Raw genomic sequence first — 25,512 nt, 5'->3', positions numbered from 1 at the left:
CCTTTTTGCACAACAACTTCTGCTTTTTTCAAGCAACAACTCTGGGGGTCAATTTGAAATTGGCGAAAGGGGGTCAAATTTATTGGTATATGCATATGATCCTTCAGATGTTGGCTTAACGGCTATCCCCAAGTTTGACCGTTTCACCCTGAACCCCAAGTTATTTTTTTATTTCAATGATGCGACTACGCTTTCGGCTGGAATCAACGCTACAACTGAAAAACGGATCGGTGGCGACCTGGAATATGTGAAGGGAAATGGCAGTGCTGCCCATTCTTATTTTGAGGAGAATAAAACCGGGCGTTACAGTTCTCAGGTTGAATTGGATCATAAACTGAGTGAAAAGGAAAAGCTGGTTATCCGCAATTCAGTGAGCTATTACGACCGGAGTATCGGATTACCAAATTACCTGTTTTCAGGCGTTCAGGTATCTACTTATAGCGAGGCCAATTATAGCCGTAACGGCGAAAAAGCTGACTGGGTGTTGGGGATAAACTTTTTGACCGACAATTTTAAGGAAGACCGGAACAGTAGCAATGCACTCAGAAGTTACAATTATAATACCATAGGAGCATTTGCACAAAACACCTGGAACCTATCTGAAAAAATTAGTCTTGAATCAGGAGTAAGGGGAGATTACCACAATGAATATGGATTTTTCTTTTTACCAAGAATTTCCGGATTGTGGAAGATCAATGAACATTTTTCTACCCGCTTAGGCGGTGGTTTAGGTTATAAGGCGCCAACTGTATTTACCGAAGATGCCGAGCGGATCCAGTTCAGAAATGTAGCGCCTTTAGATGTGGCAAATACAAAGGCGGAACGCTCATATGGCGCCAACTATGATGTTAACTATCGCACCTCTTTGTTTGACGGAGCGGTAGGATTCAGCATCAACCAGATGTTTTTTTATACCCGTATCAATAACCCGATATTGTTGATGGCCTCTAGTGGTGGCAATCTCACCTATATACAGCCGAAAGGCAATTTAGATACAAGGGGAATGGAAACTAATGCAAAAGTAGCCTATGGTGATTTTAAACTTTTCATAGGTTATACATTGGCGGATGTAAACCAGCATGCAGCAAGTACCAGCACGGGTTACCCGCTGGTTTCAAAGCACAGGTTAAATAATGTACTGATGTATGAGATTGAAGATAAGTGGAAGATCGGTGCCGAGGCATACTATTTCAGCAAACAGGAGTTAAACGATGGTGCCACTGGTAAAAGCTATTGGACTGCCGGTCTGATGGCAGAAAAGCTTTGGGAACGGTTTTCAGTTTTTGTGAATTTTGAGAATTTAACGGACACCAGGCAGACCAGCTTTGATTCGATATATACAGGAAGCATTACAAGTCCCGTTTTCAGGGACATCTATGCACCTGTCGATGGGTTTGTGATAAACGGAGGGATAAAATTCAAACTTTAAACCTGGGGTAATTGACTTTTCTGTGTAATTAATTCACATTTTAGCTGGGCCAGGGATTTGATATTTAAAAAATCCCTGGCCGGCTGATTTGAAACTTTCATCGCGGTTAAAAGCCATGTTCCATCAGAAGAGTCTATGCTGGCCGATAAGGTCAGTTGTGTAAGGTTGAAGGTTACCCCTGGACTTGTCTCATCAATAAATGAAAACTTCCTTTCCTTTTTACCCAGATTATATGAAGTTTTTTGGTTTGGGCAAAGGAGGTTTCCGGTTGCTTGTTCAAGTATTGAAACTTTTGAATGATGGGTTGAAACCGGTAGGCTATGTTTATTTTAATTAAAAAGTATTAAATTTTTTCAAACCAGGACTAAAAATTTTTGTTCTTAAATAAATTTGTATATTTGGTAAAATTTTTAAAGTGAAAATATCCAGTGTGTTTCTCGGCTTCATGATCGTAATACTCAGCTGCATTCCGTGCGCCGATGTATTCGCTATGGGTAAGTTGCAGGGTGGGTCACTCGCTGAAAAAAGGATAACGACACATGCTTCAGAGAAAGAACTCAGTGATTTCTGTTCACCTTTCTGCGTTTGCTCGTGCTGTAACACTACTTCTGAAATTACGCCTTCAACACCTCTTGTGGTAATCTCAAAATCAATAAGCTCAGAATATAATGAAGCTTATATGGGTGAGGTTATATCTTTACCATTATCTGTTTGGCAACCGCCTAAATTAAGTTAAAAATCTATCTTCATTTTGATGCTATGTATTTGCCTGTATAATCCATACGAGGTGTAACCTATGCATTGATATGACTTTTTTATTTTTTACTTAATTAAACAAATAATGCTGAAAAAAATTATTCAGTTTTCAATAGCGAACAAGCTTGTAATAGCCCTGTTCACTTTGGGGCTGATCGCATGGGGAGTATATTCCCTGAGACAACTTCCTATTGATGCCGTTCCCGATATCACCAATAATCAGGTTCAGGTCATAACCCTTAGTCCATCCCTTGCTACCCAGGAGGTAGAAAGGCTTATTTCCTATCCCGTAGAACAGACAATGTCCACCATACCTGAGATAGAGCAGGTACGCTCCATTTCAAGGTTCGGGCTATCTGTAGTGACGATTGTATTTCATGATGATGTGGATATTTACTGGGCAAGGCAACAAGTCAATGAAAAACTTTCTGAGGCCAAAAACAACATCCCATCAGGGCTTGGTAATCCTGAGATATCCCCCATATCAACAGGTCTTGGAGAGATATACCAATATGTGATCCATGCAAAGCCTGGATTCGAAAAGAAATTCAATGCACGCGAGCTACGCAGCATTCAAGACTGGATCGTAAGGAGACAGCTCCTTGGTACGCCGGGCATTGCGGAGGTCAACAGTTTCGGTGGCCTTTTAAAGCAGTATGAAATTGCGCTTGATCCCGATAAGCTTCGGAGCCTGAACCTGAGTATCAGCGATGTTTTCGCTGCCCTGGAACAGAATAACCAGAACACGGGCGGCGCCTATATAGACAAAAAGCCCAATGCCTATTTTATCAGGAGCGAGGGCCTGGTCGGCAATCTTGATGACATCAATAAGATCGTTGTCAAAAACAATGCGAACGGAATCCCGGTGCTTATCCACGATATCGCTACCGTACAGATCGGCAGTTCAATCCGTTATGGCGCACTTACCCGTGCAACAAAGGATGGAGAAGGTGAGGCTGTTGGCGGTATAGTAATGATGCTGAAAGGCGCAAATGCCAATAACGTGGTAAAACAGGTGAAGGCTAAGATAGACAGAATCAGTAAAACTCTACCGAAGGGGGTAACCATTGAGCCGTTCTTAGATAGAAGTGCACTTGTCGACCGTGCCATGGGCACAGTAGCCAAAAACCTGATCGAGGGAGCATTGATTGTAATTTTCGTTCTGGTGTTGTTCCTTGGGAATTTCAGAGCCGGACTAGTGGTTGCATCGGTCATTCCGCTTGCCATGCTATTTGCGATTTCTATGATGAACCTTTTTGGGGTCTCCGGTAATCTGATGAGCCTTGGTGCGATTGATTTCGGACTCATTGTGGATGGAGCGGTTATTATTGTGGAAGCTACCATGCACATACTCTCGGAAAACAAATTGGGCAGGGCATATACCCAAACCGAGATGGATGAGCAGGTTGAAAAATCTGCCGTAAGGATGATGAGTGCTGCGGCATTCGGACAAATCATTATTCTGATTGTTTATCTGCCCATTCTTGCGCTGGTAGGTATTGAAGGTAAGATGTTCGGACCAATGGCACAAACGGTATCGTTCGCCATCATGGGTGCATTCATTTTGTCCCTAACCTACGTTCCCATGGTTTCCTCGCTGTTCTTAAGCAAAAAAGTTGCGCACAAAAAGAATTTTTCAGATCGGATGATGGATTTTTTCCAGCGCCGTTACACTCCAATGATCAAGGGTGCGCTGAACAGACGTTTTCTAGTCGTTGCATTCTCTGTTGTGCTGTTGGCCATCAGCGTTTTCATATTTACGAAAATGGGTGGAGAGTTTATTCCCACCTTGGAAGAAGGCGATTTCGCGGTAGAAACCAGGTTATTGACCGGTAGTTCGCTGTCACAGACCATTGACAAAGTAAACCAGGCGTCCAAGATTCTGGTAGAGAAATTTCCAGAGGTAAAAGAAGTGATCGGAAAGGTCGGAGCAGCCGAAATCCCAACTGACCCAATGCCTATGGAAGCATGCGATCTTACCATCGTATTGAAAGATAAGAAGGAGTGGACCACCACTCACGATAGAGAAGAACTGGCCGAGATGATGAGCAAAGCCCTTGAAGAAGTTCCTGGCGTGAGTTTTGGTTTTTCCCAGCCGATCCAGCTCCGCTCGAACGAGCTGATCTCGGGGGTGAGACAGGATATTGGAATCAAAGTTTTTGGCGATGACCTCGAATCACTCACCAGTATTTCCCAAAAGATCGGGAAAATTGTTTCGGGTGTAGAGGGCGCAAAAGATCTTTATCTGGAGCAGGCAACCGGCCTGCCACAGATTGTGGTAAAGATCAACCGCGACCGGATCGCTCAGTACGGACTGAGTGTGGAAACGGTTAACCAGGCGTTAAACACTGCCTTTGCAGGGCAGTCTGCAGGCCTTGTATATGAGGGCGAGCAAAGATATGATATCATTGTGAGACTCTCACAGCAAAATCGTCAAGGGATAGATGATGTTAAAAATGTATACGTAACCGCTCCGAACGGCAACCAGGTACCATTGGATCAGCTGGCACAAATCGAATTCAAGATTGGTCCAAACCAGATACAGCGGGAAGATACCAAGCGAAGGATTATCGTTGGGCTTAACGTCCGCGGTCGCGATATCCAGAGTGTGGTTACGGAGATTGAATCTAAGATCAATCAGCAGATCAAGCTTCCGGCAGGATACTATATCACTTATGGCGGCCAGTTTGAAAACCTGAAAGAAGCAACTTCAAGACTCTCTGTCGCAGTACCTGTAGCCCTGCTACTGATCCTGCTGTTGCTTTACTTCTCTTTTGGATCTGTGAAACAATCCATACTCATCTTCTCAGCTATTCCTATGGCGGCAATTGGTGGTATACTTGGACTTCTTATCCGGGGAATGCCTTTTAGTATCTCAGCAGGCGTAGGTTTCATTGCGCTCTTTGGGGTGGCGGTGCTAAATGGAATTGTTCTGATTACGGAGTTTAACAGGCTAAAGAAAATGAACAAATACAGTATTCAGGATATCGTTCTTAAGGGGACAGCAATACGTCTTAGACCTGTTCTGATGACCGCAACTGTAGCCTCTCTTGGATTCCTTCCAATGGCAATATCCAGTGCAGCAGGCGCTGAGGTGCAGAAACCGTTAGCAACCGTAGTAATAGGAGGACTGATTACCTCCACCATATTAACCTTAATCGTACTTCCAGTGCTATATACTTATTTTGAAGGTTGGAAAAGCAAAAAAACTGCCCTTCCAACAACTGTAGTGGCCATTGCAATGTTCATCGGACTCTTTGCTATATCTTCTAAAACACAAGCCCAGACCATTCCAAATCAGGGCATGAGCCTTGAACAGGCACTGAACACTGCTTTAAACAATAACCAGTCCGTCAAATCCTCTACACTGCAGATCGGCCGTCAACAGGCACTCCGCGGATCTTCAATGGATCTGGGGAAAACCACTGTCGAGCTACAGTACGGTCAAATAAATACCATCAAACGGGACAATAATTTCTCTGCTTCACAGAACATCCCATATCCGGGGCTGTTCAAAAGCCAGCGCAATTTATACGATGCGCAAATCAGGGGGGCGGAGATCAGCCTGCAGGTAACCCAAAGGGAGCTGTCCTATCAGGTAAAAAGCGTTTATGCCCAGCTGGAGTATTTTATTGCCCTTCGAAAACTTTATAATAGTCAGGATAGTGTATACAGCAGTTTCCTGAAAGCGGCCTCATTGAGGTACCAGGCAGGGGAAACCAATCTACTTGAAAAAACTACCGCCGAAACCCAATACAATGAGGTCCGCAACCAGATGAGCAAAAACGAAGCTGATATTTTGGCTTACACTGCCGAACTCAAGCGTTTGCTAAATACCCGGGAGCAAATCAGCATTATGAATGCCGAATTTACTCAGGTCGCCTGGAACATCAACTCATCGGATAGCGTAACTGCTGAAAATCCAATTCTCGCACTTCAGGCCCAGCAGATTCAAATCGCTGATAAAGCCATCAGGCTCGAGCGTTCGCGTTCAGGCCCCGATTTCAGTGTTGGCTATTTCAATCAATCCATTATCGGTGCCCAGAACGTAGATGGCCAGGATCTTTATTTTAACGGTGGCAAGCGTTTTCAGGGTGTTTCCGCCGGAATCTCCATACCGCTTTTCTTTAAGCCTTTCTCCTCGAGGATAAAAGCAGCAAAGATAGATAAGCAGGTCGCCGAAAGCGATTTTATCCTGTCCCAAACCGACCTGCGCGGGAGGTACGAGCAGGCTTTTCAGGACCTTCAGAAAAATTCCAGAAGTATCGCCTATTATAAGAATAGCGCCCTGCCGAATGCTAACCTGATCTTAAAGCAATCCCAGATTGCGTTTCAGGCCGGGGAGATCGGCTATGTAGAATATCTGCAGGCCCTGCGAACCTACTCTGACATTCGCTTCAGCTATTTGGAGGCCATCAACCAATACAATCAATCAGTATACACATTACAGTACCTAAAAGGTCAATAACAATAGAGAAATGAAAAAAATATTTAAAGCCCTCAGCCGATTATCTTACATAGGGGCACTAGCAGTAGTGCTTTCTTCCTGCGGCAGCAAGGAAAAAGAAGCAGCGGGAACGGAAGGCACTGCAGACAGCACTGCAACCGAGGAAAGCAATTCTGTAGAACTAAGTGCCTCACAGTTCAAGTCTGTAGGGATAGAACTGGGCAGTGCCGAGCAACGCGCACTTAGCGGTATGCTGAAAGTGAACGGCTTTATTGACGTGCCACCACAGAACCTGGTGAGCATTACCACCCAAATGGGCGGTATTGTAAAGTCTACTCCGCTGTTACAGGGTACAAAGGTGAGCAGAGGTCAGGTTATTGCCATACTCCAGAATCAGGAGTTTGTGCAGATGCAACAGGATTACCTAGAGAGCAAAAGCCAGCTTGAGGTTTCGGATTCCGAATACAAAAGACAACAAACCCTTGCACAGCAGAACGTTAATGCACAGAAAACGCTCCAACAGGCCAAAGCAACTTATATGGGGAATCTTGCAAGGGAAAATGCACTAAAACAACGTCTTCAACTGATCAATATCAATCCTTCTTCCCTTAACGCAAATAATATTCGCAGCCAGGTTAATATCTATTCCCCTATTAGCGGTTATGTGACCAAGGTAAATGTGAATACGGGTAAGTTTGTCGCTCCCAACGATGTAATGTTTGAGATCGTCAACAGTTCAAACCTGCATGTGGAGCTCAATGTATTTGAAAAAGATGCTCAGAAAGTGAAAAAAGGCCAAAAGGTACTTTTTACGTTAACGAATGATTCTACACAGCGTACTGCTATCGTACAGCTGGTAGGAGGCGAGATCAATGCCGATAAAACTGTGACTGTTCATGCAATAGCACAGGGAAGTAACGGGTTTATTCCTGGTACCTACCTTAAGGCTTTCATTGAAACAGGTGCCGTGCAGGTAATGGCTCTGCCTTCTGCAGCGGTTGTAGACTTTGAGGGCAAAAAATACATTTTTGTCCAGAACTCAGCGGATAAAAAAGCAAAGGAAACGGCAAAAACCGAGTCTGGAACCAAAGAGACCGCCACTGAGGCTGGTTATCATTTTGAAATGGTAGAAGTTACAGTGGGTATAGCCGATGGCGGTTATGTAGAGGTAAATATGCCTTCGGGAAGAGATTTTACAGGTAAGGTTGTACTTAAAGGTACTTATGATCTGCTATCAAAAATGAAGAACAGTGAAGAAGAATAAAGTCGCTACAAAATGAATTTTTAGTACACACATTGAATAGAAGGTGCCTCGTTAGGGAGGCATCTTTTTTAAAAAAAAAAGTGAACCCACACGGGCAGAGAATACAGATAAAGCGGTTGCCCTGAATATTCAACAAAAATCAATTTACCCCGATATGGAAAACAAGAAAAAGAAATCCGACACCAAATCATCAGCCGAAAAGCCCGTAGTCCGGAAGGAAGGCTCAGATTCCAAAGAAACAAAAGCGAAGGCAGCAAAGGAAGAAACCAAAACTTCTTCACAGCCTATTTCCCAAAAACAATCCAGGAAGGTAAAAGAACCTGAAAAGGAGAAAGAGGCACATCTTGACCATGCTGAAGAGGAAGGCCATGATCATGAACATGGCGGGATTTTCGGTAAAAACACCGAGATGATCTTTGCCATCATCTGTGGGGTAGCCTTAGGCGCAGGATTTGGGATTTCCTTCATCGACGGTGTGCCGGAATGGGCAAGCCTGGTGCTCTACATAACGGCCTATTTCTTTGGTGGTTTCTTTACGGCCAAGGAAGCAGTCGAGACCATACTAAAAGGTGGGTTTGAAATTGATTTTCTGATGCTGGTAGCAGCAATCGGCGCGGCTATTTTGGGCTCATGGGCTGAAGGTGCATTGCTGCTATTTTTATTTAGCTTGGGACATGCCCTGGAACATTATGCTATGGGCAAGGCCAGAAAAAGTATCGAAGCTTTGACTAGCCTCGCACCACCTACAGCCCTGGTGGTCAGAGATGGTAAAGAATCCGAAGTGAGAATCGAGGAACTCGAGCTCGGGGATGTCATTATCATTAAACCCAACAGCAAGATCCCGGCAGATGGGGTTGTTGTGAAGGGAGAAGGTAGCGTTAACCAAGCGCCAATCACAGGGGAAAGTGTTCCGGTAGATAAATCTCCCGTTCCTGACCCCGATACCGACTATACCACCGATAAGAAGATTAAACCGCAATTCCGCGTTTTTGCAGGAACCATAAACGGCGCTTCGGTTCTTGAAGTGAAGGTCATCCGCGAGGCTAAGGACTCCACCATTTCCCGTTTGGTGAAAATGGTCAACGAGGCGGAAAAACAAAAATCACCTACCCAGCTTTTTACCGATAAGTTCGAAAAATATTTTGTTCCAACAGTATTGGTGCTGGTAGCACTATTATGTTTTGCCTTTTTGGTGATTGATGAACCGTTTAGCAAAAGCTTTTACAGGGCAATGTCGGTATTGGTGGCTGCAAGCCCATGCGCATTGGCAATCTCCACGCCTAGTGCGGTGCTCAGTGGCGTCGCCCGGGCAGCACGTGGTGGCGTTCTGATAAAAGGCGGCAGACCTCTCGAGGATCTTGGTGCACTTAATGCCATTGCATTTGACAAAACTGGCACACTTACCGAAGGAAAACCCCAACTCACAAACGTCATTCCGCTCAACGGTACTGACGAACAGGAATTAATGGCTATCTCCATAGCGGTGGAGAAACTAAGCGATCACCCGCTGGCCGAAGCTATTGTTAAGGGAGCTGGTGAGAGAATAAAGAAAAAAACGCTTCCCCAGGCTCATAACGTAAAAGGGATCACGGGCAGGGGCGTTCAGGCTGAAGTAGACGGAAAGAAAGTATTCATAGGAAACAAGGCGCTATTTGAAAAAGACGGCATTCCTGATGATATAAAAAAGCAGGTAGAAGATCTGGAAAAAGGCGGACATACTTCGATGCTGGTTAAAGTGGAAAAGGATTTCATTGGTATACTGTCTCTCATGGACGTTCCAAGGGATGAGGCCAAGAACGTGCTTAAAGAGCTTTCCGAGCTCGGGATCAAAAAGATGATCATGCTTACAGGTGACAACCAACAGGTTGCCGAAGCGGTAGCCAAGCAGATTGGGGTAACCGAGGCATGGGGGAACCTGATGCCCGAGGATAAAGTGAAGGCGGTACAGAAGCTTGCCAAATCAGAAAAGATGGTGGCCATGGTGGGAGACGGGGTGAATGATGCTCCAGCAATGGCCAAGAGTACAGTGGGGATCGCTATGGGCGCTGCCGGATCTGACGTAGCACTGGAAACTGCCGATATCGCCCTGATGGGCGACAAATTGGAAAGCCTTCCCTTTGCTATCGGACTCAGTCGCAAGGCTAAAGGTATCATTAAGCAGAACCTATGGATTTCCCTTGGTGTTGTCGGTGCATTGATTCCCTTGACTATTGCAGGGATAGCCACTATCGGTCCTGCGGTGATTGCCCATGAAGGTTCAACCCTTGTTGTTGTATTCAATGCACTAAGGCTTCTGGCTTATAATAATAGCTATAATAAGAAAACTCCAAAAGGGAAGAAAAAATAAAGGATGTTCAAAAAGGTTAAAAAATTCCTGAAGGCCCTCGGGCCGGGCATCGTTACCGGTGCGAGTGACGATGACCCATCAGGTATTGCCACCTATTCGCAGGCGGGTGCAAAATACGGGCTTGCAACACTTTGGACAGTGATTATCACATTTCCCTTGATGGCAGCAATTCAGGAAATCTGCGCCCGGATCGGGCTGATCACAACGGTAGGCCTGACCACTACGCTTAAAAACCACTATCCAAAATGGGTATTGTACCTGATGATTTTATTCAGCGTCCCCGCAATTGTACTAAACATAGGCGCTGATATCGCTGGAATGGGCGCAGTGGCGCATCTCATATTTCCTAGTGTCCATGCCATTGTTTTCAGTGTACTGTTTACCGGAATTCTGCTATTCTTTATCATCTACCTGCCTTATTCGACATTTGTCTCCGTATTGAAGTATCTGTGCCTGACGCTTATGCTTTATATAATCGTTCCCTTTTTTACCAAGCCCGATTGGGCAGCCGTGATGAAGGCTACCTTCATTCCAACTATCAAATGGAACAAGGAGTTTATTGGCATGTTGGTAGCGATTCTGGGAACGACTATATCACCATATCTTTTCTTCTGGCAGACTGCAATGGAGGCTGAGGATGTAAAGTCTGTAAAAAGGCAGATGATGGTCAATAAAAGACTAATCAGTATCAATGGGGAAAAACTCACAGGGGAGGAACATAAAAAGAAAGAAAACAGACTTATCGGGCTACTTATCGGCAAGATGTCGCTGGACGTAAACCTGGGTATGTTGCTTTCCAACATGATTATGTTCTTTACCATCCTGGCTACCGGAACTGCTTTGTATAACCAGGGAATTCGTCAGATCGATACCGTGGAGCAGGCTGCCAAAGCCCTTGAACCCGTTGCAGGGAAAGCATCTTACCTTCTTTTTGCCCTTGGGGTAATCGGAACAGGGTTTCTTGCAATCCCGGTCCTCAGCGGAAGCTTGTCCTATATCATCTCGGAGACATTCGGATGGAAAGGCAACCTGGACAAAAAGTTCAATCAGGCAAAGCCTTTTTATGCTGTGATTATTATTTCGGTTATCCTCGGGCTTTTGATGAACTATATAGGAATCAGCCCCGTGGATGCTCTGCTCTACACCGCGATACTTTATGGGGTCACCTCTCCTGTGATCATTGCCATATTGTTGCACATATCCAACAACCGAAAGGTTATGGGAGCCTTTACCAATGGCAAAGTTTCTAACATACTTGGCTTTGCGACTTTCCTTGTTATGGCTGTTTCGGCAATATTCCTGATCTATTTACAGTTTACCCCATAAAACAATAGCCCATCCATGAAAAATAAGATTCCATTTCCGGTTTTGATTACGGGCTTAGTATTTTTAGGCCTTACGGGCATATTCGTAAGTGCTGATAACCATATCTCAAACTATCTAGAAAGCGCTGACGAAAATCTTCTCCTCCTTGCAAATCATAACCGTTCCAGTTTTTGGGATGCGGTTATGAAAGAGTCCTCCAGTTTCTGGTTCTGGATACCCTTTTACTGTTTCCTGCTCTTGAGATTAGTGGCTTACAACCGGGTGAGGTTTTCCAGGATAGCGGTTTTTATCTTATTTTATTTATTGGTTTCCATAGGCAGCCTGTCTGCCTACAATACCCTCTTTGGGCATTTGAGACCTTTCTACGATCAAGCCCTTAAGAACATGTTGGAAATAGGCCCCAGTGGTCCGGGCGATGCTTATGGGTGCATTCCTATGTCGTCCATTGTGGCAGGTCTGGCATTTTTGCTGGGCCTGTTTTTTGGCAGAGGCCACCTGTTGCAGAATATTTTGATGGGCCTATGGGCGTTGCTTGTCCTTACCAGTAGGGCATACAACGGCTGGAACTATCCCCGGGAAATTATTTCTGGCTCGGCAGTCAGTATCCTGCTCGGGTATCTTTCATTTATTACTTACAGGATTTATTTAAGAAAGAATTATGCAGGCTAAACAACTTATTTCATTAAACATAATGCTGTTTGCAGCGTTTCCGGTCGTCTTACTTATAGTCGGTGGCATGATCGTAACCTGGAAAAAGCCCACGGCTGCTGTGCAGAGTACGATCCTCCACTTTGCTGCAGGGGTAGTTTTTTCAGTCGTGGCAGTTGAGCTTTTGCCAGATATGATCAGGATCCATGATACAACCGCGATAATTATAGGTTTTACATTGGGTATTTCGGCGATGCTTCTGGTCAAATGGTATACCGCCAGGCTTGAGCTCAAAATGGGCGGATCAAATGATGGAAAGCTTTTGCCTTGGGGAATGCTTATCGCGGTAGGCATTGACCTACTCTTGGACGGTCTTCTTTTGGGGATAGGATTTGCAGCGGGATCAAAAGAAGGAACCCTGCTTGCACTGGCACTTGCGATGGAATGCCTTTCGCTAGGACTCGCAGTAGGTACCAGGCTGACCAAGCTTGGAAGTTCCAAAAGGAGGCTGATCAGGGTGCTCTCGCTATTTGGCCTGGTTTTTCTATTGGGAACGGGGGGTGGTTTTTTTATGCTGCATTTTACGGGAGAAAAAGTACTGGAACTTGTGCTCTCATTCGGTAGCGCAGCCTTACTGTTTTTAGTTACCGAGGAACTTCTTGTCGAAGCCCATGAAGAAAAGGATTCTCCATTTTTTACCGCGGCTTTTTTCCTAGGATTTCTTCTGTTTATGGTTCTGGGACTAATTATTTAATCTAAACCAATGCATATTATCACTAAAATCAGTCAGCTCGATGCGCACCATAAACTTTACCTCTCCTTGGGTGTTGCTCTTGCCGTCCTTGGTATTTGCTATGCTATGGAACTGGAAACCTCTGTCAGGTGGATGGTTGCATGGCTCAGCTATGCAATAACCAGCATAACGCTCGCCTGGACAACCATTAACGCCTCGCATCCCAGTCAGATAAAACACGATGCCCATGCGCAGGATTCAAGCAGGACGCTCATTTTTCTTTTTGCCATAGCCGCTGCATTCGCCAGTCTTTTTTCCATTATTATCCTTTTGCGTGAGAATTCGGAAAAGACCGATCAGGGCTTTTTTATGACTATCGTTATTCCGTTGCTCTGTGTAGTTAGCTCATGGTGGCTGGTTCATACCGTCTTTACCATGCGATATGCACATTTCTATTACTGTGACATCGAGCATGAGAAAAAAGGAAAAATAGAAAAGCCCGGAGGACTGATCTTTCCGGGAGAAGAAGATCCCGATTATATGGATTTTGTCTATTTCGCTTTCGTGGTTGGAATGACTTTTCAGGTATCTGACGTAGAAATCTCCTCCAAACGGATCCGAAGGCTTGCCTGGATGCACGGTGTGCTTTCATTCGCCTTTAATACAGTAATAGTTGCCCTGACAATCAATGTGCTCTCGGGCATGATCCAAAAATAATTTAATATAAAACTAAAAACCTATGGACTGGACACCAGAAAATTTTCCACTTGAGATGAAGGACCTTGACCCAAGGGTAAGGGAAAAAGCGATCGAGATCGCCAACGAACTTAGAATTACCAGAGAGGTAAGCGAGCTCAATATTGTTGAGGTTGCCATCAACCGGGCCCAGCAATGGTTTATCAACCTGGAGGGATAATGGCAGAGCAGAGATTATCCCCCGGTCACACAAAATATAATGCAAACCGCGGAAAGGTATCCACAAGACTCCTGACCGATCTTAAAACATTGAATAAAATGCAGACAAAGAAAAAAAACAGCGCCCGGCCCACTGCTGCCAGGGCAGGTGGGACAACCACAAAAAAGAAGAAGGTAAAAGGACCGAAGAAATCGGTCTTCCTGATGGTATTTTATTGGATTCTGGCGCTGCTGCTGGCACTCGCCATTTATTTTAAAGCCAAACATTTCTATAATTCACATTGGAACAAGGATACCAAGGAAAAAAGCAACAATTCTGTTATCAATACCCCCGGATCTAAAAAATAAACCATGAAACAGATTTTTATGAAAAGCCGATATAGTGTACTATCTTCCTTTATCTTTTTCTTCATCTGTGTCTCGACCATACTGAGAATCAGTTTTACTGTGATTTCGCTCGGAAAGGCGGGGCTGGGATTTGGAGAAATTCTCACCGCTTTTGCTAAAGGATTTGTCTTCGATCTTGGGGTGGCCACATATTTCAGTGTATTTTATGCACTTTATCTGCTCATTCTTCCACAAAAATGGAACAGAACTGGATTTAACAAGTTGTTTACCCATATTCTTCTTTTTCTGATGGTACTGATATCGGTATTCTCCTTTTTTGCAGAATTTACTTTTTGGCGTGAATTTGAGAGTCGTTTCAACTTTATAGCAGTAGACTATCTTGTTTATACTTATGAGGTTGTGCACAACATCAACGAATCCTATCCGCTCCCTCTTTTAATCTCCGGCGTTGTCATCATCTCCCTTTTATGGAACTATCTTATGAAGGGGGCATTCAAAAAGAGCTTTGAATCTGCTACACCTTTTGCCCGTCGCTCGGTAAACACAGCTCTGGTAATTTTAACAGCAATATTTTATACTCTGCAGGTAAATAATTCTTGGGGGGATAAAAGCGGTAACCGATATGCAGGCGAAATTTCCAAGGCCGGCATATATTCCTTCATCGCAGCTTTCCGAGCTAATGAGCTTAGCTACGATCAGTTTTATCCGATGATCGCAAATGAACTTGCTTTTAGTACCGTAAGAAAAGAACTCTCTTCTCCCTCTAGTAGGTTTATCCTCAATGGACCTTCGGTACGTAGATTGGTTCTGGCCGGTAATGGACAGGAGGAACCCAATGTCATCATGGTAGTCATGGAGAGTTTCAGCGCCGATTATATGGGCACTTTTGGTAATACACAAAAACTGACACCCGTTCTGGATTCGCTAGCCAAAGCGAGCATCCTATTTGAGCGCATGTATGCAACAGGCACCCGTACCGTGCGAGGGATGGAGGCGCTTTCCCTCGCCGTTCCGCCAACACCGGGGAATAGTATTGTAAGGCGGGGCAATAATGCAAACCTGAGTACAATAGGCAGTATTTTTTCCAACCGGGGGTATTCCACATGCTTTTTTTATGGCGGGGACGGTTACTTTGACAATATGAACCAATTCTTCGGAAGCAATGGCTATGACATAACAGATAGGGGAAGGAAACTTACAATGGGCGATGCCTATCAGGGAAAACGGACCATACTGACCGATAGCGAAGTGAGCTTTGAAAATGCCTGGGGCGTTTCGGACGGGGATCTTTTCGCTGCGGTAATCCGTGATGCGGATAAAAGGCACTCGTTAAAGAAGCCTTTCTACGATTTTGTCATGACCACTTCCAACCATCGGCCCTTTACCTATCCCAAGGGAAAAATAGATATCCCACCAGGCACGGGAAGAGAGGGCGCAGTAAAATATTCCGATTATGCCATTGGGGAATTTTTAAGAAATGCCCGGAAAAAACCGTGGTTCAGCAATACCGTGTTTATATTCGTTGCCGATCACTGTGCGGAAAGCGCAGGAAAGAATGAGATTGATATCTCCCGTTACCATATCCCGGCGATGATCTATAATCTAAAGGGACAGTCCCCTTTCAAAGTCCCTGCGCTATGTTCGCAGATAGATCTCTATCCAACCTTATTCGGCCTGTTGAAATGGGATTTTCAGAGCAATAACTATGGAATGGATGTACGCTCAGCTGGTTACCGCCCAAGGATATTACTGGGGACCTATCAAAAGCTCGGTTATCTCCGTAGCGACACCCTTGTGGTACTCAGTCCAAGGAAAGCCCCACAGAGTTATATCTACGATTTCAAGGCCAATACGCAGACACCTGTAAAATCTTCCGGGACAATGGACCGGGAAGCCATTTCTTATTATCAGAGTGCCTATTATCTCTTTAGGACAGGCGGATTAAAAAAATAAGAATATTATGAATTATTATCAATTACTATTGATCTGCGTACTTGCCGGGTCTGTAATCCTGCTAACAGGTAAATACTTTTTTAAGCGCAGGCGCAAAAACATCTTCAGCATGCTTATTGGCGATGTTCAATCTTATGTAAGCTATCTTTTTGGGGAGCACTGGCAGACTGACCTGGTCTATCACGATCTGGAACACACCAGGTTAGTTGTCAAACGGACGCAGGAAATCGCTTCCAATTTTCGCCTGGATGACCTTCAGGAATTCATACTTTTCTCTGCCGCATGGTTTCATGACACCGGGCAGCTGACTGGACCTCCTGCCGGCCATGAGCATCGAAGCGTGCGACTGATGGAAGAGTTTCTTTCAGATAAAGGGATTGCACCGGATATCATTTCCGCCATTGGCCGCTGCATCCTCTCCACCTCCATTCCGCATAGCCCAAAGAATATCCTTGAAGAAATTATCTGTGATGCGGATACCTATAACCTGGGCAATGAGGAATTTCTCATCACCGATGCAAAGGTTGCGCGCGAAATGCAGAAAAGGGCAGATGAAGACCTAAGCAACTGGGATAAAAAAACACTTGCATTTCTATCTGCACACCGTTTCTTTACCCCTTATTGCAATTCTCTGCTATCGCAAGGAAAGCAAAATAATATCCTTCTGGTGAACGAGCGCATAAAAAATAAACCAAACTAAAAAGACGAAATGGATCTGGACAACGAATGGGACATACTTTTGAGGCTTTTTGCCGCATTTATCCTTGGAGGCATCATAGGGCTTGACCGGGAAAGGCATGGTAGAAGTGCTGGAATACGCACTTATGCCGCGGTATGTCTGGGTGCCGCCCTCTTTACCGCTATCGGTGAACATATGGGTGATATGGCCGCTGCCTCGAGGATTATTGCCAACATTATAGTGGGGATCGGCTTTCTCGGCGCCGGTATTATCTACAAGAACGAACAGACCAATAGCTCACAGGGGCTCACCACTGCAGCCACGATCTGGTGCACTGCGGGCATCGGTGTCGCCGTTGGTCTCAACATGTTTGTGATCGCAATAGCCGCTGCCTGTGGAATTTATTTTCTGCTAAGCCTCCATCACCAGAAATGGTATGTGAAATGGAAAAACAAAATGAAACATGGTGATGATGCTCATACAATGGATGACTAAACAGCTAAAAAATGAAAATATTCAGTAACCTCTTTCTGATGGTACTGGTCTTAGGACCGATATTATCCCTTGCCCAGGATTCAGTCGATAGCCTAAAAGCAGATACCGGTATAATGGCAAAAAACAACAATGAACAAGTCCGGCGATTCAAGATAAGGATGTCCCCATTCGCTGCCATTGCATCTTCGGCAGGTATTGCTTACGGATTTGTAAAACTTGGCAATCACGGACTTAGTGACCTGGATATCGCCGCACGCCATGAATTTGCCCTTGAACACCCCCACCCTAAATTCCGCGTGGATGACTATTTACAGTTTGCCCCCGGAGTGCTGGTTCTGGGCCTTAGTGCTGCCGGGGTAAAGGGAAGGAATTCCACGCTCGATCAGGCGGGGGTTTACCTGTTGAGCAACATCATTCTTACCGCATCCTGTCAATCCCTGAAAAGAATTACCAAAGTGCCAAGGCCGGATGGCTCGAGCAATGCCTTCCCTTCCGGCCATACTGCGGAAGCGTTTGCTTCCGCGGAATTCCTGAACCAGGAATACGGCGCAAGGTCTCTGGCCTATTCAATCTCTGGTTATGCTGCCGCAGTTGCAACAGCCTATTACCGCATGTATAACAATAAACACTGGCTGAGCGATGTGGTTGCAGGGGCAGGTATAGGTTTTCTTTCCACCCGGGCAGCCTACTGGCTATATCCGAAAATTAGGGGTTTATTTACCTCAAAGGATATGGGCCGATCGGTCATGCTGCCAAGTTATAACCATGGCACGATAGGGGTAGGAATGGTAAGCTATTTTTGACGCTTAACAATGGTTTTGCTATTTCTGAAAGATTGGGGGCGAAAGTATGCTTATCCGAATTACCCAGCGAAAAACTTTCATTGTGAGAGCGATGGTAAAAAAGTCGATCGCCAGGCAGTAAAGATCCGGGCTGGACTGGAAAACGCCCGAAATCACTTCGCTAAAAAAATAGGACATATTATAAAACCTTGTTAAGCTCTTAAAGTTAAAAAAAATATAAAACCTATCGCCAAAATTATTATAAAGGTTATGTTAAAGATTAAATTTTTTAAACCAACGTGAGAAAAAAAAGAACGAAAAACGCGATGGAAAATGCCAATCCCGGGATTTCTGGCAAGGGCAGTAGGCTCAGTAATCCGCTAATCATTACTCTGATCGTATTACTGACCGTGTTATTCTGGTTTCTGGCCTTATTTACGCCTACGGCAAGGCATAATTCCAAAAAGAGCAATAGGTCGGCCTCTTCCATCTCCCGTTAGCTTATGGGCTATATTCAGTTGAAATAAATCTTTCTGCGCATGAGTTTCCATTTTTTACGTACCGTCCTGATTGTCACTTTCAGTTTCCTGCTTGGCCAGGGACTAGTGCCGGAAAATCCGCATGTAAAAACCATACATGGCGATACTCACAAACGCACAGAGGCGAAGCTGAATTGCCATGCCATCGTTCTGCCTGCAGGTCATCTGGCCGAAATTGCAAGAGTAATAGCGAAAACTTTTTTTGCCGACCACTTAACCCTTCGCGAGTCAGGCGTTTTTTTGCATTTCAGATGTCTCTTATATCCCTTTAGGTTTTTCGGTTCCGCTCCCAACCGGTATAATCTGATTTACATCAGATTCCGCGGGCCGCCTGTATATGGAATCCGGAACTGACCCTGCCCATGCTTTTTATTGGTCGCCAAGAGCGATATGATCAAATAAATCTTATTGATTACCTGAACACGCTGGTAGATATATGCCCATCCTGTTCTCATAGCCCTAATTATGTTGCAAACACGTAAACCTTCCATTTTGCCACCTCAAGTGTTTTACATGCTGGCTGGCATTCTGCTTATCCGGCTGATTGCCATTTTTATTATGGGACCCATGCCACAGGATGCCTATTATTTTTTTTATGCCAGCCATCCAAGCCTATCCTATTTTGACCATCCCCCGGCCATTGCATGGCTGATCAGGATATCTACCGGCGTTTTGGGCACAAATCCGATGGCGATTAAGTTCGGGGATTCGCTGCTGACCGCGTTCACCTCCCTTGCCGTTTACAGGTTGTCGTTGCGTTTCTATCCCGTTTTTCAGTCCATAAAAGTAATTGTTATATTTCTCTCAACCCTGATGGTGAGTATACTTTCACTGATTTCCACACCCGATACCCCACTTCTTTTTTTTTGGACGCTTTCGCTTTGTAAAATCCACGACGCTGTTTTTAAGGATAGAAAAATAAACTGGATATATGCAGGGATACTGATGGGCCTGGCTTTTGACAGTAAATATACGGCTGTTTTTCTGCCCGTAGGGATGATGCTGTTCTTATTGATAAGCCCGTCGATGAGAAAAAAACTCTTTACCATTTGGCCCTGGCTTGCCATCCTGATTATGATCCTGGTTTCATCACCAGTGATTATCTGGAATTTCGGAAACGGGTTCGCTTCCTTCGCTTTCCAGGGATCAAAGCGCATGGACTCGGTTGCCCAACTCCAGTTTCATCCAAGGTTTATCTTTGGCCTTCTGGGCCATCAGCTTGCACTGCTCATTCCTGTGCTTTTTGTCTTTCTCTTCCGGTCTTTTTTTTTGATCTTCAGGCCCAAGGAGCGGGGCAGGATAGTTTTCTCGGATAAAAATGCCTTTCTACTGGCTTTCTTTCTCCCCATCTTCCTTGGCTTTTTGATGCTATCACCCTTTTATTGGATAAAAATAAACTGGATGATGCCTGCCTATATTTCCGGTATAATACTTGCATCTGGGATAATGGAAAACAGGTGGGTGAGAATACAGACCATCATTTCCCTTGTAATCCATGCCGGCCTGCTCTGTGAGATCGTGTTCTATCCGTTTCCCGTTCGTTCCGATGATACCTGGGTAGGGTGGAAGGAGCTAAATGAAAAAACCCAGATGCTTAAAAAACAATATAAAGCAGACTTCATCTTTTCAGCAGACAGCTATAAAACCTCCGCCGAGCTCAATCTATATAGCCCACTTTTTGTCTACGGGCAAAACGTGATAGGGGAGCACGCGCTCCATTTCAGTTACATCGGAACCGATCTATCTGTGCTGAACGGCAAATGTGCTATCTTTCTCGATTCCCAGCCTGGATTTACCGACCTGGACAAGGCAAGTGATAATCCGCTTACGCTGGAAAATTATTTCAGCAGCATCAGGCAATTGAGTCCAATTGTTATCTACAGGAACGCTAAGCCGGTAAGAAAATTCCTGGTGTATCTCTGTCATCTCTACCGTCCAGGAAAAGAATTGAATGCTGAGGGGAAAGGACCTTTCAGGCATGATGAAAAGCATACTGAAAAACTGAGAGTGGAAAATTATCCGTCGGCTACAATAAGTACCCCTCAGACATTTACCGCGATACCGGACACGACCCTTGCGCTTGAAAATAACCAGAGATGAATCCGAAAATATGTGATCAAATAAAATATTTATATTTAATAACATTAATTTTCCGTCCCGAGATACCATTATATTCTATTTAATAACATTAAAAAAATAACAGATATGCTCATTGACAAAAAAATATCAGTGCTATATTTCATCCGTCTCATCAAATGGGATATCCTCACCATCGGAATTTATGCGGTGGCTGCAGGTACCCTTGACCATTACGGCATCCTTAAACAGATCAAAATCCCACTAGCGCTTTCTGCCTTTGTCGGTACAACCCTTTCTCTATTGCTGGCTTTCAGGACTTCGCAGTCATATGAGCGATGGTGGGAGGCAAGGGTAATCTGGGGTGCCATCGTGAACGACAGTAGAACGCTCATGCGCCAGCTGCTGCTTTATTTTCCAAAAAGCGCGGATGGGGCAGAAATTGTGAGGTCTTTTGCTCTACGTCAGGTGATATGGTGCTTTGCACTCTCCGAGTCGCTAAGAGGGATAGCTTCGTCAAAAAAAGTACAGGACTATTTTTCTGAACATAACCTTAAAAGTGAAAATCGCGCCAACCTCCTGCTCAGCCGTCATTCGGCAGAACTTGCATCGGCCAGCGAACGCTTTGATCTGGATGCTAACAAACTGGTACAGATCGATTCAACGATTGCCCGTCTCTGCGATTCAATGGGAAAATGTGAACGTATCAAAAATACTGTATTTCCACGGTCCTATAGCGTGCTGATCCATTTTCTGATTTATGTGCTCATGAGCATTATGCCATTTGGGCTTGATGATGAGACACCGATATTAGAAATATTGTTGACTTTCCTCGTTCCCATCCTTTTTATTACGATCGAGAAAACGGCCATTATCATGCAGGACCCCTTCGAAAATGTTCCGACCGATACACCTATGACCACGCTTTCGATGACCATTGAAAGAAACTTAATGGAGATGATAGAGCATGCACCGATAGAACAGCAAAAGGCAGAAACCACATATTACATTATGTAATGGCAATATTCAATAGTGGACATCTTTTTAACCTAAAAAACGAGGTGGTTACTTGCACTGGTTGGTAAAGGGACAATATCCATCTGCTTATTAGTGGATATTGTCTACATTGTAAGCTACGCATTTATGCCCTCCTTACCTGAATGAGATACCGGAGCAGAGCCTAAAAATAGGTAGATATCCCAAACTGGACTGCTCCGGTTCTGGCCGCTGGGTTTCCAAGGATATCCTTCTGCCACTGTTTTCGGTAGGAAAACCTCAACACGGTCTGTTGCCTTGGCCGGAAACTGACTCCAGGCATAATGCTGAATAGTTCATCACCAATATTCCCGCCGGTCTCCCTGAACCTTCCCACATTCCAGTCCACATATTCTACCCTGCAGGCTAAACTTACAACAGAATGCTGCCAGCCCAGGATCGTTCTTTTGATCACAGGTTGAACAATATCCATATATCCCCCCATCTGACGGCTCCCGAACTGCTGGGAATAGGTGTCGGGAACATCGACTTTGATCCATGCCCACTCCGCGGTGATGAAGGTCTTAAGTTTGGGAAGTGTGGTGTTAAAGTCTATGGCAAAAACATTTAGCCTGCGTTTTTCATCGAGCACGATCCCGTCAGACTGCCATTTATTGTAAACGCCTCCCATATAGGATAAGCCGAGTTCGCCTATATTGTTCTTTCGTACTGCAACCTTTCCCGTTAGAAGCGGCTGCCCGCTTGCAATTTCTTCAAACCTTTCCGGATTCCTTTTTGAGGCAGCCAGGGAGGTCCTGTTTTCAGGGTTTGCAATAATGGAATCGTCAAAGCTGCTTGTGGCATATAACTCGTAGCCCAGCATCCAGTCACCACTATAGTTTTTGCCATAAATCCCGAATCCTGCACTGCTCCAGGTTGCAGGCAGCATCTGTGTCATGGCGATCGGACGGTCGGTGAATTCCCATTTAGGACCGTCATGGTTCTGGTTGAATGCACCAATGGGATTTAATATCATTCCACCCCTTAAATTAAGCAAGGGGTGCAGTTCCAGATCCAGCGCAGCAAATTCAACCGCTATTTCTTTTTCAGCAGGTTCAAATTCAATCTCGGAAAGAAACTTGATGCGCTTGGAAATGGTTGAGGCTACAAATAGCGTCATCCTTCGGAACTGAAACTGCTGTCCTTCAGAGACGCCGTCGGTACCCTGATACTGCCAGTTGGCTTCCATATACCCGCCCACCGACACCGGAAGTTTTCCCACGGCAATAAAAGGCCGTTCATAAACTGCATCCATGTTGAGTGAGTTTTTTGCGGTATCACTGGGTTTGGCCCTTAAAAGTTTCGGGTCGATCTGGGCAAAAGCCATCTGACCGATACCAATAGATATGATTAGCGTAAAGAGTTTTTTCATACGGCCTTCAGTGAAATTTTGATCCTGGTTTTTTCTATGGTGATGGGGAAGGTTCTTAAGTTTGCTTCTGCCGGACCATTGGTCATTCTGCCCTTATTGTCAAACTCGCTTCCGTGCGCCGGACATTGAAGCCTGTCTCCGAAAGCCTGGAGCTCAGTTCCCTGGTGTGTACACTGCATCCACAGTGCAGAATAATTCAGTTCGTCATGCCTATAGATACAGATGGGATATCGGAGCAGGTCATTGCTGACTACAATGTATCTTTTGAACTGGACATTTTTCCCCTGTCTGAGCTCAAAGTCCTTCATTTCTACTACAAGGTTATCCCCTGCAATCTCGCCCGTCGCCGGCACCAGGCTGCTGCATCCACTGATCAACGTGGTGATCCCAAGGCCTCCAAGGCAGGCCATTCCACAGCCTTTTATAAAATCTTTTCTTTTCATTTCTATAGTGATTCTAAAAATCTGAGCATAGCATTTATTTCTGTCCCAGACAGCTGGTTGAACCTGTTGCGGCTTGCAGATGCCTCGCCGCCATGAAGGGTTATGGCCTCTTCGATGCTTTTTGCCCTTCCGTCATGCAGCAGATGATAAGATCCCCCCTGTGAATTCATCGAAAGTCCCAGTCCCCATAGGGGCGGGGTTCTCCATTCGAAGGTTTTTGCCGATCCTTCCGTATAACCATCGTCCAACCCAGGTCCCATATCGTGAAGTAACAGGTCGGTATAGGGATGAAATTCTTTGTTGGAGAGAGCAGCAACCGGGGAAAAACCTGTTTTTAGGGTAGGCTTGTGACAGCCTGAACAGTTGATCTTTTCGAACAGTTTTCTGCCAGTTTCCACTTCCGCATTCCCTGCATCACGCTGTATGGGCGCTTTTAGCGTCTGTAGATAAAACACCACGTTATTCACTGTAAGTGTGGGGATTTCAGGATCAATCACCATCCGCGTATAGGCATCCACAGGATCAAAGCTTGAAGTGATCCCGATATCCTGGTTGTAGGCATTCACGGTCTGGTGGAGCAGGTTATATGCTGCCGCCTTTTTTCCAAAACGATGAATATATTTTCCCTTCAGTGCAATAGCATTGTTAAAGGCCTGAACATATGAGGGAAGCACTGCGTAATTTGGGACACCAGAAATGCCGTCATTATCCAGATCCTGAGGGTCAGCCATAGCTAGTATATCTGCATCAGCTACCAGTTCGAGAAAGCCAAGGCCGGTATTGGCAGGCGGTGTAAATTTTGAAAAGGTGGCCCCTGCTGGGATTTGCTCAGGTTGGTATCCGGGAATAGCCCTGTTCTGCAGTTGTGGGCCTCCCTGGTCCAAAAATTTATTGCCTCTTTCATCGGTCTGCCCGAAACGGACCAGCGTAGTGAAAGGATGGCCTTTGCCGTCACCCGCATGGCAGCTTCCGCAGCTGGTTGCAACAAAGCCAGGACCAAGACCATTCTCAGGGGTAAATATCTCATTGTTGAAGGCTGCATCTCCCAAAGCGAACCGTCTGAGCTGTTCATAGCTGAGTCCTTCTACCGGGCCATCAAGAATTTCATCCTCTTTTGGAGAAGAAGGGATTATCTTCTCACAGGACACCATTATAGCAACCAGGCTCATAAGTGAAAGCATGACAATCGGTAATCTTTTCTGCATGTTATCTGATTTTTTTGTAAATCTAATAATAAAAATAGAAAAGACTAAAAATAAATTTAGATTTATCTAAATTTATTTTTAGATTGATTTTAATGGTGTCGGAATTATAATGCACGGCTCCCAAAGTGACCTACTTTTTTAACATGAGCACGGAATGCAGTATTATAAACCAAAACAGTAAATCATCTATTGCTTTCAAATCAGGAACTTCACCGGATAGGGTATTTTGTTGGCGGATGCTACGGTTTATCCATTGTAAGCAGATGTAATAAGGGCAGGCAATGATGTAGGATTCGGAATTTTTAAAGTTCTTTTTGAATTTTGGTTGAAATGTTTAGTTTTAGGGCTGGAATACGGTTTCCTAGATAAAAAACAATACCAGGGTCATCTGGCCCTTTAAAAAAAACAGTTATGGACAAATTCAAACAGGTGCAGGAAGTTATTGCTTTAGTAGAAGCCGATGTAACAAAATTTTATGATGGTGGAAACGCAGCGGCTGGGACGCGAGTACGTAAGGCAATGCAGGACCTTAAGGTTTTGGCTCAGGAGATAAGGGCTGAAGTTACAGAGAAAAAAAATAACGATAAATAAACAAGAGACTGTTTTGGGAAATAAGGCCATTAGTGTGCATATACCAATAAATTTGACCCCCTTTCGCCAATTTCAAATTGACCCCCAGAGTTGTTGCTTGAAAAAAGCAGAAGTTGTTGTGCAAAAAGG

At 44.8% G+C, this 25,512-nt stretch carries 23 protein-coding genes; 20 read left to right on the top strand and 3 right to left on the bottom strand.

The features are described 5' to 3' along the window. The 19 genes from ACIQXP_RS24620 to ACIQXP_RS24530 form a co-directional block, all read left to right on the top strand. Positions 1 to 1,429: TonB-dependent receptor plug domain-containing protein (locus tag ACIQXP_RS24620; RefSeq protein ID WP_387508514.1), on the top strand; the 1,429-nt coding region annotated here is incomplete at its 5' end. A 415-nt stretch (positions 1,430 to 1,844) separates the two neighbouring features. Further along, the gene (locus ACIQXP_RS24615; RefSeq protein ID WP_400454294.1) at positions 1,845 to 2,165 is read left to right on the top strand and encodes a DUF6660 family protein; all 321 of its coding nucleotides are present in this window, start codon (positions 1,845 to 1,847) and stop codon (positions 2,163 to 2,165) included. A 105-nt stretch (positions 2,166 to 2,270) separates the two neighbouring features. Beyond that, positions 2,271 to 6,653 carry a CusA/CzcA family heavy metal efflux RND transporter gene (locus ACIQXP_RS24610; RefSeq protein ID WP_387508516.1) on the top strand — a complete coding sequence of 1,461 codons (4,383 nt, stop codon included), beginning with the start codon at positions 2,271 to 2,273 and terminating at the stop codon, positions 6,651 to 6,653. Positions 6,654 to 6,663: 10 nt separating this feature from the next. Next, entirely contained in the window at positions 6,664 to 7,896 is a 1,233-nt protein-coding gene (locus ACIQXP_RS24605; protein WP_387508518.1) for an efflux RND transporter periplasmic adaptor subunit, read from the top strand. A 154-nt stretch (positions 7,897 to 8,050) separates the two neighbouring features. After that, entirely contained in the window at positions 8,051 to 10,243 is a 2,193-nt protein-coding gene (locus ACIQXP_RS24600; protein ID WP_387508520.1) for a heavy metal translocating P-type ATPase, read from the top strand. A gap of 3 nt (positions 10,244 to 10,246) precedes the next feature. After that, the gene (locus ACIQXP_RS24595) at positions 10,247 to 11,569 is read left to right on the top strand and encodes an NRAMP family divalent metal transporter (protein ID WP_387508522.1); all 1,323 of its coding nucleotides are present in this window, start codon (positions 10,247 to 10,249) and stop codon (positions 11,567 to 11,569) included. Positions 11,570 to 11,584: 15 nt separating this feature from the next. Then, a complete protein-coding gene (locus tag ACIQXP_RS24590) occupies positions 11,585 to 12,238 on the top strand; it encodes a phosphatase PAP2 family protein (protein WP_387508524.1) in 654 nt (217 codons plus the stop codon). After that, positions 12,228 to 12,971, top strand: a complete 744-nt coding sequence (locus ACIQXP_RS24585; protein ID WP_387508526.1) for a ZIP family metal transporter — start codon at positions 12,228 to 12,230, stop codon at positions 12,969 to 12,971. Before ACIQXP_RS24590 ends, ACIQXP_RS24585 begins: the two co-directional genes overlap by 11 nt. 9 nt (positions 12,972 to 12,980) lie before the next feature. Further along, positions 12,981 to 13,667 (top strand): DUF1345 domain-containing protein, encoded by a 687-nt coding sequence (locus ACIQXP_RS24580; RefSeq protein WP_387508528.1) that lies wholly within the window; start codon positions 12,981 to 12,983, stop codon positions 13,665 to 13,667. 22 nt (positions 13,668 to 13,689) lie between these two features. Continuing rightward, complete coding sequence (locus ACIQXP_RS24575) at positions 13,690 to 13,866, top strand: DUF2188 domain-containing protein (protein WP_387508530.1); 177 nt, start codon at positions 13,690 to 13,692, stop codon at positions 13,864 to 13,866. 98 nt (positions 13,867 to 13,964) lie between these two features. Continuing rightward, on the top strand, positions 13,965 to 14,213 hold the full coding sequence (locus tag ACIQXP_RS24570; protein ID WP_387508532.1) for a hypothetical protein: 249 nt from the start codon (positions 13,965 to 13,967) through the stop codon (positions 14,211 to 14,213). Between the two features lie 3 nt (positions 14,214 to 14,216). Then, positions 14,217 to 16,166, top strand: coding sequence for an LTA synthase family protein (locus ACIQXP_RS24565; protein WP_387508534.1), 1,950 nt, complete (start codon positions 14,217 to 14,219; stop codon positions 16,164 to 16,166). A gap of 7 nt (positions 16,167 to 16,173) precedes the next feature. Beyond that, positions 16,174 to 16,866, top strand: coding sequence for an HD domain-containing protein (locus ACIQXP_RS24560; RefSeq protein WP_387508536.1), 693 nt, complete (start codon positions 16,174 to 16,176; stop codon positions 16,864 to 16,866). Positions 16,867 to 16,875: 9 nt separating this feature from the next. Beyond that, complete coding sequence (locus tag ACIQXP_RS24555; protein ID WP_387508538.1) at positions 16,876 to 17,340, top strand: MgtC/SapB family protein; 465 nt, start codon at positions 16,876 to 16,878, stop codon at positions 17,338 to 17,340. Between the two features lie 11 nt (positions 17,341 to 17,351). Then, positions 17,352 to 18,143, top strand: coding sequence for a phosphatase PAP2 family protein (locus ACIQXP_RS24550; protein WP_387508540.1), 792 nt, complete (start codon positions 17,352 to 17,354; stop codon positions 18,141 to 18,143). Between the two features lie 278 nt (positions 18,144 to 18,421). Then, positions 18,422 to 18,622, top strand: a complete 201-nt coding sequence (locus ACIQXP_RS24545) for a hypothetical protein (protein ID WP_387508542.1) — start codon at positions 18,422 to 18,424, stop codon at positions 18,620 to 18,622. Positions 18,623 to 18,661: 39 nt separating this feature from the next. Next, positions 18,662 to 19,015: a hypothetical protein gene (locus ACIQXP_RS24540; protein WP_387508544.1), complete on the top strand. Its 354-nt coding sequence runs from the start codon at positions 18,662 to 18,664 to the stop codon at positions 19,013 to 19,015. A gap of 111 nt (positions 19,016 to 19,126) precedes the next feature. Continuing rightward, positions 19,127 to 20,761: an ArnT family glycosyltransferase gene (locus ACIQXP_RS24535; RefSeq protein WP_387508546.1), complete on the top strand. Its 1,635-nt coding sequence runs from the start codon at positions 19,127 to 19,129 to the stop codon at positions 20,759 to 20,761. Between the two features lie 105 nt (positions 20,762 to 20,866). Continuing rightward, a complete protein-coding gene (locus tag ACIQXP_RS24530) occupies positions 20,867 to 21,754 on the top strand; it encodes a bestrophin family protein (protein ID WP_387508548.1) in 888 nt (295 codons plus the stop codon). A 163-nt stretch (positions 21,755 to 21,917) separates the two neighbouring features. On the opposite strand, the gene ACIQXP_RS24525 is transcribed toward ACIQXP_RS24530, so the two are convergent. The 3 genes from ACIQXP_RS24525 to ACIQXP_RS24515 are packed head-to-tail and all read right to left on the bottom strand — an operon-like array spanning position 21,918 to position 24,768. After that, positions 21,918 to 23,144 carry a hypothetical protein gene (locus ACIQXP_RS24525; protein ID WP_387508550.1) on the bottom strand — a complete coding sequence of 409 codons (1,227 nt, stop codon included), beginning with the start codon at positions 23,142 to 23,144 and terminating at the stop codon, positions 21,918 to 21,920. Next, positions 23,141 to 23,587: a QcrA and Rieske domain-containing protein gene (locus ACIQXP_RS24520; RefSeq protein ID WP_090985871.1), complete on the bottom strand. Its 447-nt coding sequence runs from the start codon at positions 23,585 to 23,587 to the stop codon at positions 23,141 to 23,143. The genes ACIQXP_RS24525 and ACIQXP_RS24520 overlap by 4 nt, the downstream gene beginning before the upstream one ends. A 2-nt stretch (positions 23,588 to 23,589) precedes the next feature. After that, complete coding sequence (locus ACIQXP_RS24515) at positions 23,590 to 24,768, bottom strand: di-heme oxidoredictase family protein (protein WP_387508552.1); 1,179 nt, start codon at positions 24,766 to 24,768, stop codon at positions 23,590 to 23,592. A gap of 435 nt (positions 24,769 to 25,203) precedes the next feature. Here ACIQXP_RS24515 and ACIQXP_RS24510 point away from each other — a divergent pair, with 435 nt between their 5' ends. Then, positions 25,204 to 25,383 (top strand): histone H1, encoded by a 180-nt coding sequence (locus ACIQXP_RS24510; RefSeq protein WP_387508554.1) that lies wholly within the window; start codon positions 25,204 to 25,206, stop codon positions 25,381 to 25,383. Positions 25,384 to 25,512 lie beyond the last annotated feature (129 nt).

This window comes from Pedobacter suwonensis (assembly GCF_044762335.1).
In the GTDB taxonomy this organism is placed as follows: Bacteria; Bacteroidota; Bacteroidia; order Sphingobacteriales; family Sphingobacteriaceae; genus Pedobacter.
The sequence above is the reverse complement of the archived record's forward strand: the minus strand, read 5'-3'. Positions and strand labels throughout refer to the sequence as shown.